The sequence below is a fragment of the Shewanella intestini genome, from assembly GCF_018221465.1.
Classification (GTDB): Bacteria; Pseudomonadota; Gammaproteobacteria; order Enterobacterales; family Shewanellaceae; genus Shewanella; species Shewanella intestini.
Genome location: NZ_JAAIKR010000010.1, coordinates 102,970 through 117,315, shown reverse-complemented (window position 1 = coordinate 117,315; position 14,346 = coordinate 102,970). Strand labels below are relative to the sequence as shown.

Here is a 14,346-nt window from a genome sequence, read left to right as displayed (position 1 = left end):
ATACCTGAAATCAGCCAATAAAAAACGGAGCATTTGCTCCGTTTTTTATTGGCTGTTAATGACGCCCTTATCTAACAATGTCATACAGATTAACTTGCGCCATTGACGTCGCTAGTTAACCGATTGATTACTTTAATGCCGTAGAGCTTGATAATACCGCTTCTGTATTTGCCGCGGTTGTTGTATTCATCGTACAGCCCGATTGAGTAGGGTTAGCAATTAAGTTGGGATGAATATTGGTGTCACAATCCCAATCAATTAAGTTGCTTTGTGCTGAAATATTGGGCACAAATGCTATTTGTGTCTGTTGTCCAAAATCATCAGTTAACTCAACCACTAAATGACTGTTATCAGATAAATAAATACTGTTAACCATAGGGTGAGCTTTAAAGTAGTTCACCGGCAATACGATATTGTCCTCTGGTTTTGGTAAGCGATTTTTAAACAGATAAAATTCAGAGACTGACATTTTAGCAAGCTCGGCCATCTCGACAATGGTGCTGAGTTGTTCAGTCATATCCACTTGGTTATTTGTGTTGGTCGCGTCGATAGTGGGCTTTGCACGTTTTTGTGCCATGACGGTCGTTGTCATTGGTTGATTTGTTAATGGTTCAAAGACGAAGGGTTCAGTTTCTAATGTCTTCGCTTCTTGATCGCTGCGTTGTGCATTGGGTAACGCATTTTGTTCAACGTCTTGTGGCACAACGGAGCCAATGGCAGCGGTTTCAATATTAAGTAACTCGTCTAACTCGGCATCTGTTTGGTTCTCTTGTAATGCGATTGCATTGTCTTTTTTTGCTTGAGCTAAAGCGAATGAATCTGTTGATTGAGCTTGGTCAAATGTGGGGGGAGCGGTCGATATTGGAGCGTAAGTGATAGGCGCTGAGTTTGACTGGGCTATTTTATCATTCTTAAGTGATGATGCTTGGACGCTGACCTCTTCAGTTTGAGTCATTAAGTTGTCATTTGGCGCGGTTGAGTCAGCGGTAAGAACGGCTGACTCATTGATTGCTTTTGTCGGCGCACTTGTATTAGCCACACTGGAGGTATTAACAATAAGTTGTTCAGCCTCAAGTGTTGCAGTTGATACGGTTGTAACTTGCGTGCTAACGGCTTCATTTTTAGTGCTTAAGGCATTAGCTTGTACAGCTGTTAATACAGTATTTGCTGTTGTTTCAATTGCGGTATCTTGTACTGGTTTGCTTTCTAATTCAATTGCATTATTGCCAGCAACGATTGACTCATTGGTGTTTAAAGGTGTTATAGACGAGTTAGCTAGAGTGTCATCGTTAGTGGTTATAGCAGTTACTTCAACGTTTGACGGCTTAATAGTTTCAGCAGTGTCATTTACTGCGGTGATGATATTTGTGTCAGCTGTGGCGGTATCAATAGAGTCAGTAGCAGCAATATTAGTTGTAGCGATTAGCTGGGGTTGCAAGATTGCAGCTTCGGTTGTTGGCTGTGCGGCATTTGCTTGAATGCTTTGGTTTTCACTTTGTGATGTATTGAGAGTGTCAGTTGAAGGGGTATCAAGCTTACTCATTACTGTCGCAGTGCTCTTAGTGCTTGCGATTTGCTCGGTTGCAGGCGCATCTTGGTTGTTCTGACTGCTATTTGTTACAGCAAGCTTATTGGCTAGCAATGGAGCCTCGTTGCTTTGAGCCGTTAGCTCAGTTGGCTCAGTTAGCTCAGTTGTTTCAGTCGTAATGGGGGCTTGATAATCGGCTAAATCGAGCGTTGCTGCAGGTTGTACTTCATTAAGGCTTGAAGTGTTGTCAGCAAGGTTGTCGGCTAGCAATGGAGCCTCGTTGTTTTGATCTGTTAGCTCTGTTAGTGCCGTTAGCTCAGTTGTTTCAGTCGTAATGGGGGCTTGAGAATCGGCTAAATCGAGCGTTGCTGCAGGTTGTATTTCATTAAGGCTTGAAGTGTTGTCAGCAAGCTTATTGGCTAGCAATGGAGCCTCGTTGTTTTGATCTGTTAGCTCTGTTAGTGCCGTTAGCTCAGTTGTTTCGGTCGTAATGGGTGCTTGAGAATCGGCTAAATCGAGCGTTGCTGCAGGTTGTACTTCATTGAGGCCTGAAGTGTTGTCAGCAAGGTTATCGGCCGTCTCGATTAGTTTAATAGCTGTTTTTGTTTGTTCGTTAAGCGCTGTTGTTACCACTTTTGTTGTGTTGTCGGGGGCTGTATTGATCCATTGATTGAATGAAGCCACTAATTGATCAAATAGGCTGGGCTCGGAGGTTAGCGTATTATCAATGCGTTTTTGATCGTTTACTTGCTGCTTATTGGCAATTTGATCATCCTCAGCGGTTTGAGGTGTATTTTTTGCTAAAAACACCCTGTTATCCATATTGTTAATGGTATTAACATCTGTATTCGCGTCCACAGCAATATGCGCTTCTGAAGAATCAGCGGCCAGTTGCAGTGTCGATTCTGTTGCCGATATGTCGGTTTCGGTGGTTAATTCGTTTGCCTTGTCAGTGAGAACCTCTAAAGAGGCATCAGTTGTATTTTCAACTGTATTTTCAGCGGCTATTTGCGCACTATTATTTGCTGTGACTTTGGTTTTGTCAGTATTAACTGAAGTGTCGACATTGTTTGAGTTATCTGCATTAACAGCCAAATCGTCGCGATGAATATTTGATAAATTTTCCACATTGTTTTCAATTTTGCTTATTGCTTCAGGCTCAATATTTTTAGCAATAATGCTGTTGGTCGTTGCTTGTTGTAACTGATTGTCGGTCACGATTATTGCTGGTGTATCAGCCGGATTTGCTGCAATAGTGACTGATTCGACTGAATTTTCTACTAGAGTCGTTGCTATATTAGCCATCGGTAATTCTTGTGTCTGGTCATCAAATTTAACCACATCACGAGCGTTGTTACTTGCCATATCACTGGCTTTAACTTGGTTTACGGTTGAATTTAACGCGAATGTGTCTGGATTGATTTTGGCGACATCAGAATCTAGTCGACTGCCTGTTTGTGAGGAGGTCATAAGTTCATTGGCATTGTTTGGCTGTGCAATCTCAAGATTGTGGGCAAGTGTTGGTTCATGATTGTTGGTGTTAGTTGCTGGTGGCGTGTTTGAGATATTTGCTGCAGTAGATGAAATGACTGCAGTCGCTTGATTTGAGGGCGTCGACGTCGCTATTAATTCTGATATGTAACTTACCGCTCCATTTAAGTGGCCAGTTGCAGTATCAAGCATACCTGAGTAGTCAACTTTAGCGATACGAGTGAATAAAGACGGCTGTTTTTGATCGCTTGCTTGTTCATCAGATAAAAAGACGACTTTGATAAAAACACTGATGACTAATACGGCTGAAATATTAATTAGCCATTCATTGATACCGCGCTCTTTGGATTTTTGTTTTTTCTTTACCGTCGGTCTGACAATGTTTTTGTGTTTAGCGATAACATTGCGAGCGATTTCTTCAATTTCTTGTCGATCAATACTGGTGATTTCGTCGAGCGCTTCAACGTAATCTAATGGGAGATCAATATTTTCGGGGTGTTTATTACCATGACGCAACGCATCAATTTCTAATACTTTATTTTTAATTTCTTCAACAATGTTGTTTTGTTGATTTGAACTGGTGGCATTCATTGCGGTTCTTCCTGCAAATGTTGTCGACTGCTGAGGCGATGAACTAACTTTTCGGGTTTATCGTCTTAGGAAACAGCACTGCAAAGACTGAACAGGGTTATCATTTTATTCTTCCTTAAATAATCATTGTTTGATGACTGCTCATTATATGACTACGCCATGTTGCATCGAGTTACATAGGCGCGAAACATCATTATTTGTGATGGTTTTTATGAACGCATACTGGGCAAATGTCAGTTCACTCATAACCTATTTTTTGCAGAAATTTCATCAATAAAACAAATGATTTTAGTGTCTTTTTTCCCTACTACTGGTCACAAGATACCTTATGTTCACGCTGTTTATCAAACATTTTTTAACATTTTGTTATCATTTGTTTCGATGGGCGCTTTTGCAAATAAGTAAAGTCTAATTTAAACGCAAACGACTGATGTTTTGATGGCGGTTAGCGATGATGTTGGCGGGAGGGAATCGCAACCACTACCCAAATTATTATGTGTTGTGGTTGCTTTAGGGGGGGAGAGTTAGTTGTTACTTTTGTCCCATGGATTAAAGCTACCACTGCCATTAGGGACAGTTTGCGTAGCGGTATTATTTTTAGCGTTGGATTCAGTATGGTTTTTATTTGAATGTGTTTTTGTTGATTTATTTATGTAAGAGTCTGTTTTGAAAGAATTATTAGTGAATTTTTCTGGTAAACCTTTTTTGTTATTATTAATTTTATTAACCTTGTGGTCTTTAGCTCCACGGCTTTTGGCTAATTCGGTAGGTCGTTGTTGAGATGATTTTCTACTGGTTGCTGGTTTGCTTTTAGGTACAAAGTTTAAGTCTGAAACCGGCAGGGCTTTTTTAGGCTCAAACCCTTCAACTATACGGCGCTCAATAATTTGTTTTAAACGACGTTCAATTGCGCAGAAGTTTTTAAAGTCATCTTTTGATAGCAATGAAACTGCTTGCCCTGTTGCACCTGCTCGACCAGTACGCCCAATACGGTGAATATATTCATCTGCAGGGTACGGTAAATCGTAATTTATCACTAGGGGTAAGTCGTCAATATCAATACCACGAGCAACAACGCCTGTGCCGACAATAAATTGTATTTTGTCGGCTTTAAAGTCGGCTAAAACCTGCTCTCGTACTTCTTGGCTGCGACCGCTATGGAAGCTTTGCGCAATAATGCCGCGTTTTTCTAATTGGGTAACTAATTTGGCTGCCCCATGTTTAGTTTCAATAAAAATTAGCGCTTTTTGCCACTGATGTTGCTGAATTAATTGGCTTAATAATGCTGATTTTTTGTCTTTATCGACAGGAATTGCCCATTGTTCAATTTGCGGTTTCGCATTCTCATCATGAACTAATGAAATTTGCACTGGCTTATGAATGGTGGTTTTAGCAAGTGCGCGAACTGGATTTGACAACGTTGCTGAGAACAACATGTTTTGGCGCTGTTCAGGCAGACGTTCAATAATGCGGTTAATGTCATCAACAAACCCCATGTCGAGCATGCGATCCGCTTCATCTAGTACTAATACTTCAAGCTCATCAAATCTGACTGCGCGCTGAGTATACATGTCTAATAAACGCCCTGGTGTTGCAACCAAGACATGTATACCATCTAACATTTTTTGCTTTTGTTGTTTGCTATCAACGCCACCATACATAGCCAGTGTATTAATCTGGAGATGTTGGCTGTAGGCAATAATATTCTTTTCTACCTGCAATACTAACTCGCGAGTGGGCGCAATAATTAAGGCTTTAACTCGCTTTGGTCTCACGGGCTGTTGTTCAATAACGCGCTCTAGTATTGGCAAAACAAAGCTGGCTGTTTTACCGGTACCCGTTTGTGCTGCTGCAATTAGGTTTTTCCCCGCTAATGCCACTGGGATTGCTTTAGTTTGAATAGGCGTGGGCGCTTGGTAGCCTAAGTCGGTTAATGCTTGAGTGATAGGGGCACTTAACCCTAAATGTGCAAATGGCATGGAGGTGTCTCAGATTGTGTTGATGACAAAGCATGAGTTTATGTTAATAAATGTATGCTAAAAATGTGTGTAATCAAGTTGCTGTTAGTAAAAGGGGAGCGTGTATTAACGCTTCACCTTTAAAGCGTGGCGCAATAATAACATTAAATGATATTGCTTGCTTGTTGGGGCTGGCGTTATCTGTTGTTGGTGACAGACGATATCTGAGCAGGTTAAGTGGTTAACTGTGCTTGATGCTAATCGCTGAGCAATAAAAAAGGTTAATCAAATGATTAACCTTTAGATTGTCACTCAGTGATTAAGATTAACGTCTTCTTCTACTGCGACGTCTCATGCGGTTTTCTTTTTCAGCTTCAGTTTCTTCTTCACCGATTAACTGAGGTTCTTCAACATCAGCAGTATGAGTTTTGTCTTTGCCAGTCGTCAACGTGGTGACATTGCTTGCGACTTGGCTATCCGACTTTTTTGCATCACCTTTAAATACTGACTTGAGGATCCCTGTCATACCTGTTTTGGTTTCTGTGGGCTGTTGCTTTTGCGTTAATTCTTCAGTGAATTCAATTTTATCGACGCTAGGCTTCGTCTCTTTTTTAGGCGACTGTGCTACGGGGTCTAAACTGGCCGTTGCATCCTTAGGTTTTACTCGCACGGCAACATTATCAACCGCAGCTGTTCGCGGTTTTATCTCTGCAACATTGTCATGTAAGTCGGCAATATTAGCCGCTGCAGGTGAAATTGATTGGCTTGCGAGTGTTTCCGCTTCACGTTGTGCGACACGTTTTTCAAACTCATTAACCACGTCATGTACTTCAGCCTTGGCAATGCTAAGTGCATTCACTAATTCGTCAAACGTCACATGGTAACTATCATGTTTTTGTTCAAAAGGACGAATATTACCTTTGACTTCATCGGTTAAGTTGTTGGTGAGGCGTTTGTATATATTAATCTCTTGCTCAAGTTCGTAAAGATAGGTTTTGGTGAACTTAACCACATCTTCCATCGCTTCCATCTTGGTGAACAACTCTTGTTTCTTAGTGGCAAAGCCGTCAATCATTGATTGTGGTATTTGAGCCGGTGGCGTAATTGCTGGGACAAGTGCTGAAAATTCAGCAATTGAACCAACAGGCTTCCAGTGCGTAAAAGAAGGATTCCAGCCATAGCAATCAGGTGCAGTTTGCACTAATGCCATTGCTTCTGTTTCTGAAATGGGACCGGTGACATCGCCATTTTGTGATATAAACCATTTAGTCATAATTATGATTCTTTATTTGGGGTTAATCAGTATGTGTTAAGCCTTACAGGGTAAATTGCATCATCGGCTAGTTATCAGAAACACCAGCTAGATTCTTTTGCAATGCGGCATACTGCTCATTAACACTTCGAAGCGTAGTTTTAACTTGTTCGTTCAAATTCTGAGTTGTGGTTTTACAGCGACTTGAGTCTCTATCAAGGTCATTAAGCGAACCATGTATAACCTGTAATGTGCTTTCGATTCTATTTAATGCAGAATTGAGTTCTTGTTCTTTAGCCAGCATGCTCTCGATCAGTTCTTGAGGAACTTCAATTGGTGGTGGCGGTGGGGATGCAATCATGTCGAATTCTTCAACATCGCAAATTGGGATCCAGTGTGCATAAGATGGGTGCCATGCGTAGGTATCTGGATTCGCTTTGATAAACTTATTTGACGCTGCTAGTCCTAGCGGCCCAGTTACCTCACCATTATTTGAGAAATACCACTCTTTCATAGTTTCACTCTTATCCTTAATAGTGTTAACAAGAATTATTTATACAATTCATAATGTTATGGTGCAGCCAATTTGGATAAACAGGGTACATAAAAGGCTGTTTTGATAGGTAATCTAATAGCACCGAAACATTTTTGTTACATTAACTTAATTTTGTTCACATCGCTACCATTGAACGGCATTCAATTGAATTTATTTTAGTGGTGATTCATGTCCCTGACTGCAGAGGTTGATCTCGTCACGATCGCAGCGATCTGTTTTTGAAATTTAAGGACTAAAAACAGTATTTTGATATTGGCGCTAATCATACAAATAATTCTTGAGGCTATTCACTTTAATGCATTTATTGTTAGCGCTGTTATTACCAATACTTAGTGTATGTATGGGAAAATATGAGTGTTAATTACGGTGATCGTTATGAGTCTTAACACAGTTTTTTCATCGCTGGCGGCGGGCTAAAAAACGGGGTTGTGATCATTTTTTTACGCGGGTTTATTTTGTATTGATACAAGGTGAAGTTTTGTGGGGGAGATGTTGACTGCTTGGTGTGATTTTTACTTGTTCAAATGATATTTCACTTGCTTTACTTAGCTTTACTTATTAAAGCCATTTAAATCATTAAAATGAATAATATTACCGTTTCAGGCGATTGGATAGGATTTATGAAAAAGTGGCATGTTATTTTTATCTCATTAAGTATGGTCAGTTTCACTTTATTTGTCGGCAATGCTGTTGCTCGTGATCCTCACGCCCCTACTGGCTCAACAACAAGCGCTGTTCCTGTTGTTACGAGTGTGGTGCAAGAAGAAGAGTTGGCTCAATCCATTTCTCTAATTGGCAATTTACAAGCGGAACGCTCAGTTTACATATCTTCACAAGTTGCAGGGAAAATCAGCCAAATAGATATTGGTGAGAATCATCAAGTCGCTGCAGGCGACACGCTAGTGGTGTTAGAGCACGGTAAATCTAAAGCTGCTGTAGCGGAAGCGAAAGCTTATCTTGCTGATCAAAAACGTATTTTAAATGAGTATCTTAAGCTCAGTAATCAAAATGCAATTACCCAAACTGAAATTGCCGCCCAACAAGCCAGTGTTGATATGGGCAAAGCACGTTTAGCTGCTGCGCAGTCAGAACTTGATTATCACACGTTAAAAGCGCCTTTTAGTGGCACTGCAGGCTTAATTGATTTTAGCCTAGGTAAAATGATTACTGCTGGAAGTGATTTATTAGCGTTTGATGATTTATCGTCAATGCGTTTGGATTTGCAAGTACCTGAAAAATATTTGTCGCAATTATCAACTGGGATGACCGTTTCTGCTCAAACTCATGCTTGGTCAAACACGACTTTCATAGGAAAAATTATTGCCATTGATACTCGTATTAATCAAGACACGTTAAATTTACGCGTCAGAGTGCAATTTGATAACCCTAAGCAACACTTGAAACCGGGAATGATGATGTCAGCTAAGTTGACCTTTCCAGCTACTTCCCAGGCGGTTATTCCTGTGCAAGCGATTGAGTATTCAGGTACTAAACGTTTTGTGTATCTTGTTGATGACCGTCATGTAGTAAAGCGTACCCAAGTGACACTTGGTGCACGAGTTGATAATGAAGTGCTGATTACTCAGGGGGTCAACGCTGGCGATCTTGTTGTTGTGCAAGGCTTAGTTAATATGCGTGATGGCTTAAATGTCAACGTTGTCCCAAGTGATGACCAACCAAGTGTGGATGTAGCCAGTAAAGGTAATGTGTCTGAAAATATGCCTGTGGAGAAAAGCTAATGTGGCTGTCTGATGTCTCGGTTAAACGCCCTGTTGTCGCCATTGTTTTAAGTTTATTACTGACTGTTTTTGGCTTAGTGTCATTATCTAAATTGTCTATTCGTGAAATGCCAGATGTTGAAAGTCCCGTGGTGACGGTTATGACAACCTATCCAGGTGCTTCGGCTTCGATTATGGAAAGCCAAGTTACCACGACTTTAGAAGACCAATTGACTGGCATTAGTGGCATTGACGATATTACTTCGGTAACACGTAATGGTATGTCTCGGGTAACGATAACTTTCTTATTGGGTTGGAATTTAACCGAGGGAGTCAGTGATGTGCGCGATGCGGTTTCAAGGGCGCAGCGCAGATTACCTGATGAAGCCAATGACCCTATTGTATCTAAAGATAACGGGTCAGGTTCTCCATCAATTTATGTCAATTTGAGTTCATCTGAAATGGATAGAACTCAGCTAACCGACTATTCAAAAAGGGTACTTGAAGATAAGTTTAACCTGATTTCTGGTGTCAGCTCTGTATCTATCATGGGCGGCTTAAATAAAGTGATGTATGTGCAGCTTAAACCTGAGCTGATGGCCGGTAGAAACGTCACGGCCAATGACATTGTAGCGGCATTAAAAAAAGAAAACCTTGAAACACCCGGTGGCGAAGTACGTAACGACACGACGGTGATGGCGGTACGAACTGCGCGTTTATATAATCACCCTGAAGATTTTGACTACCTTGTTGTGCGCACCACTGATGATGGCAAACCGGTATATTTAAAAGATGTCGCGAAAGTGTTTATTGGCGCGAAAAATGAAAACTCTACCTTTAAAAGTGATGGTGTTGTTAACCTTAGTTTAGGCATTGTAGCGCAGTCTGATGCCAACCCGCTTGATGTGGCAAAATTGATTCATCAACAAGTTGATAATATGCAGCAGTTCTTGCCAAAAGGAACGGCCTTAGTCGTTGATTATGACTCAACAGTTTTCATTTCTCATTCTATTAAAGAGGTTTATAACACCTTATTAATTACTGCGGCGTTAGTGATTTTAGTGCTGTATATTTTTATTGGACAGGTGCGAGCCACACTGATCCCTGCGGTAACGGTGCCGGTGTCGCTTATTGCTGCATTCATTGCAGCCAATAGTCTTGGCTTTTCAGTGAATTTATTAACATTAATGGCATTAATTTTAGCTATTGGCTTAGTGGTCGATGATGCCATTGTGGTCGTTGAGAATATTTTCCATCATATTGAAAAAGGTGAACCACCTATTTTGGCGGCTTATAAAGGCACCAGAGAGGTAGGCTTTGCGGTAATGGCAACGACTGCTGTGTTAGTCATGGTGTTTTTACCTATTTCATTTATGGATGGAATGGTCGGATTATTATTTACTGAATTCTCTGTCATGTTAGCGGTTTCGGTATTATTTTCCTCACTGGTGGCGCTGACCTTAACACCTGTTCTTGGCAGTAAGATATTAAAAAACAATGTTAAACCGAATCGATTTAATCGCTTTATTGACACGGTGTTTAATCGATTGGAGGTGTATTATCGTCGTGGTGTTGCCCGAGCGTTAAGGTTTAAATATGTGGCACCATTGGTGATATTAGCTTGTATTGTTGGCAGTGGTTGGTTGTTAAAACAGGTGCCGTCACAATTAGCGCCGCAAGAAGATCGTGGGGTTATTTTTGCCTTTGTAAAAGGCGCTGAAGGCACCAGTTACAATCGCATGAGCAAAAATATGGATCTTGTTCAAGCGCGCTTGATGCCGTTACTTGGTAATGGGGTTATTCGCTCATTTAGCACTCAAGCCCCCGCTTTTGGTGGTAGAGCAGGCGATCAAACTGGTTTTGTTATTATTCAATTAGAGAATTGGAAGTCACGTGATAAAAATGCCCAGCAAGCATTGAATATGGTGGCTAAGGCGTTACATGGTTTACCTGATGTTAAAGTCCGTCCTATGCTCCCAGGTTTTAGAGGCCATTCAAGTGAGCCCGTGCAATTTGTGCTAGGCGGCTCTAATTACAAAGAATTATTTAAATGGGCGCAAGTGCTTCAACAAGCCGCTGATGCCAGCCCTATTTTAGATGGTGCAGATTTGAACTATGCCGAAACAACACCTGAATTGCTGGTAACGGTTGATAGGCAAAGGGCGGCAGAGCTTGGTGTGAGCGTAGCAGATGTGTCTGACACCCTAGAGATTATGCTGGGAGGTCGCACTGAAACCACTTACATTGACCGTGGCAAAGAATATGATGTTTACCTTCGCGGCAATGAAGACAGCTTTAATAGTGTTAGTGATTTAAGCCAAATTTATTTGCGTACAAGCAAAGGAAAATTGATCACCCTAGACAGTATTACCCATGTTGAAGAAGTTGCTTCGGCGCATCGATTAAGCCATGTTGATAAACAAAAATCGATCACTTTGAGTGCCAATTTAGGTGAAGGTTATACCTTAGGTGAGGCGCTCGATTTTCTTGACCAGCAAGCTATCGACAAACTCCCTAAAGATATCAATATTGCCTATACAGGTGAATCGAAGCAATTTAAAGAAAACCAAAGCAGTGTATTTATGGTATTTGGTTTAGCGCTATTGATTGCTTATTTAGTGTTAGCGGCTCAATTTGAAAGTTTTATTAATCCGTTGGTGGTGATGTTTACTGTTCCAATGGGAGTTTTTGGTGGCTTCTTCGGTTTATATTTAACTGGGCAAGGTTTCAATATTTATAGCCAAATTGGCACCATTATGTTGATAGGTATGGTGACTAAAAATGGTATTTTGATTGTCGAATTTGCTAACCAATTACGAGATAAAGGGGTGGCGTTAGAGCAGGCGATTGTCGATGCGTCAGCAAGACGTTTACGGCCTATTTTAATGACTACATTTACGACGTTATTTGGGGCGATGCCACTTATTTTATCTACAGGGGCAGGTTCAGAAAGTCGGATTGCGGTGGGAACGGTCGTGTTTTTCGGTATGGCATTTGCCACGGTTGTCACCTTATTTGTTATCCCTGCAATGTATCGCTTGTTATCGGCGGCAACGCATTCGCCAGGTTATGTTGAGAAGCAATTAACTCAAGCAATAGAAGCGCAGCAACGCCAACTGGATGAGGCGAAAACATAAACGCGTTTTCACAAAATGGCTTTTAAAAGGGCAAGTGAACACAGTTCACTTGCCCTTTTTTAGGTGTTTTTATAACACTAAATTGAAGTTAGCTTTGAAACCATTTGTAGCTAATGGGTTAACTCTTTGACTATCGTCTTCAGTCTTTATGGTTAATTGTGAGCAAATGTTTCTTAATAATAATAGATGAGTGCTCGTTTGATTAACCATGATAATGGCTGGCATCTTGGCAATCTTCACCGTTGCAGGTATTAAGTTTATTTTGTTCTTTATTGTCTTGATCAAGTACCTGTTTTAAATCTTCAAGGCGTTGTTTAATTGCCACACCATAACTGTGATCATCTCCCCATACATCTGCCAAAATAGCCAAAGACTCATTGTCATGTTCAGCAAATAACTTACCTGCACGTTCAGCTTGCTCACTGGTGTTGCCCAGTAACGTCAGCGCTTGGATACCAAGGCTTAATGCGGAGTCGAATGTTTCACGTTTAAATGCTGTTACTCCAAGATTGATGAGCTTATAGGCGTGACGACGGTCAACGGCACGGGCTACGATGGTCAGGTTAGGGTAGTACTTTTGGGCAATATGAATGATATCTAGAATTTTATCTGGATCGTCAATGGCAATGACCAACATTTGGGCTTGGCTTGCACCTGCCGCTTCAAGTAGATCATGACGAGCGGCATCGCCATAAAATACCGGATTACCAAAACGACGTAATAATTCAATTTGGCTTGGGCTGTGGTCCAAAATAGAAAGGTGATAACCTTGTGATTGCATAAAGCGGCCGATGATTTGTCCGAATCGTCCATAGCCTGCCACAATGACATTTTTAGTCGCTTCTATTTCATGCGGGCTATCAAATTCGGCTTTTGTTTCAGTTTTGCGGTCGATGACTTTTTCGTAGGCCGTTAACAAGATAGGGGCAAGTAACATAGAAATGGCCACAACTAAGGTCATTAAGCTATTTTGTTCTGGCGATAGGATATGCATTGCAGAGGTCAATGATAATAAAACAAAAGCGAACTCCCCCCCTTGCGCAAGTGCGAGAGTAAATAACCATTTTTGACGAGCGCGCATGTTAAATAGCTGAGCTAAACTAAACAGTACCAAGGCTTTAATGATAATTAAGCCAAGCACTAAGCCAAGCACTAATAACAATTTATCCATTAATAATGGGAAGTCGACCGACGCCCCCACTGTCATAAAAAACAACCCTAACAATAAACCTTTAAAAGGTTCAATATCAGCTTCTAGTTCATGTCTAAATTCGCTTTCTGCCAAGACAACACCTGCGAGGAATGTACCTAAAGCGGGAGATAACCCTACCTTTTGCATTACCACTGCAATGGCAATGACTAAGAATAACGCCACAACGGTGAAGAGCTCACGCAATTGAGTTTCAGCAATAAAACGAAATAATGGCGCACTGATGTATTTACCGACAAAGTAAATACCTGAAATGGCTGTTAACGAAATAATGGCTTGTATGTAAGCGGGGAAGTGGGCAACCAAACTGGCACTGTGGTTATGGCTTGAGGCCGATATATCAACAAAAGCCAGTAACGGCATTAGCGCTAAAATAGGGATGACGGCGATATCTTGAAATAACAACACCGAAAAACTATTTTGTCCGGCTTCTTGTTTTATCCAGCCTTTTTCAGTGAGTGTTTGCAACACGATTGCTGTGGATGACAGCGATAACATTAAGCCAATAGCAAGTGCAGTTTGCCATTTTAGTTCGAATAAAAATAACCCAATAGCGAAGCATATTATGCTGGTTAATGCGACTTGTAATCCACCTAATCCAATAATGGAATGACGTAGTTTCCATAACCGTGAGGGTTGCAATTCTAGTCCCACCAAAAATAGCATCATGACCACGCCAAACTCGGCAAAATGCATGATGTCAGTTTGATCGCCGACTAGGCCAAGTAAAAAAGGGCCGATGAGTATACCTGCTAATAAATAACCTAATACTGAACCTAGGCCTAATCGCTTTGCTAATGGCACGGCAATTAACGCCGCTGCGAGGTAAATGACCGCCATTTCTAACATAATGTTCCCTTATTTAAGTGCGTACATGTGAGGTGAATGGAGGTAAATGCCACAAA

The 14,346-nt window shown here is 41.1% G+C and carries 7 protein-coding genes; 2 read left to right on the top strand and 5 right to left on the bottom strand.

The annotated features are described in order from the left end of the window. Positions 1-127: 127 nt before the first annotated feature. The 4 genes from G3R48_RS11215 to G3R48_RS11200 all read right to left on the bottom strand — a co-directional run bounded on the left by G3R48_RS11215 (position 128) and on the right by G3R48_RS11200 (position 7,334). On the bottom strand, positions 128-3,610 hold the full coding sequence (locus G3R48_RS11215) for a hypothetical protein (RefSeq protein WP_153664119.1): 3,483 nt from the start codon (positions 3,608-3,610) through the stop codon (positions 128-130). 524 nt (positions 3,611-4,134) lie between these two features. After that, complete coding sequence (locus G3R48_RS11210) at positions 4,135-5,589, bottom strand: DEAD/DEAH box helicase (protein WP_153664117.1); 1,455 nt, start codon at positions 5,587-5,589, stop codon at positions 4,135-4,137. Between the two features lie 304 nt (positions 5,590-5,893). Then, positions 5,894-6,841 carry a DUF4339 domain-containing protein gene (locus tag G3R48_RS11205; protein ID WP_153664115.1) on the bottom strand — a complete coding sequence of 316 codons (948 nt, stop codon included), beginning with the start codon at positions 6,839-6,841 and terminating at the stop codon, positions 5,894-5,896. 67 nt (positions 6,842-6,908) lie between these two features. After that, positions 6,909-7,334: a DUF4339 domain-containing protein gene (locus G3R48_RS11200; protein ID WP_153664113.1), complete on the bottom strand. Its 426-nt coding sequence runs from the start codon at positions 7,332-7,334 to the stop codon at positions 6,909-6,911. A gap of 662 nt (positions 7,335-7,996) precedes the next feature. Between G3R48_RS11200 and G3R48_RS11195 the strand changes: the two genes are divergently transcribed. Both G3R48_RS11195 and G3R48_RS11190 read left to right on the top strand, forming a co-directional pair. Then, entirely contained in the window at positions 7,997-9,115 is a 1,119-nt protein-coding gene (locus tag G3R48_RS11195) for an efflux RND transporter periplasmic adaptor subunit (protein ID WP_153664111.1), read from the top strand. After that, positions 9,115-12,231, top strand: a complete 3,117-nt coding sequence (locus tag G3R48_RS11190) for a multidrug efflux RND transporter permease subunit (protein ID WP_153664109.1) — start codon at positions 9,115-9,117, stop codon at positions 12,229-12,231. Before G3R48_RS11195 ends, G3R48_RS11190 begins: the two co-directional genes overlap by 1 nt. Positions 12,232-12,433: 202 nt before the next feature. Here the strand turns inward: G3R48_RS11190 and G3R48_RS11185 are convergent, their stop codons facing one another. After that, positions 12,434-14,290, bottom strand: coding sequence for a monovalent cation:proton antiporter-2 (CPA2) family protein (locus G3R48_RS11185; RefSeq protein ID WP_153664107.1), 1,857 nt, complete (start codon positions 14,288-14,290; stop codon positions 12,434-12,436). Positions 14,291-14,346: the final 56 nt, after the last annotated feature.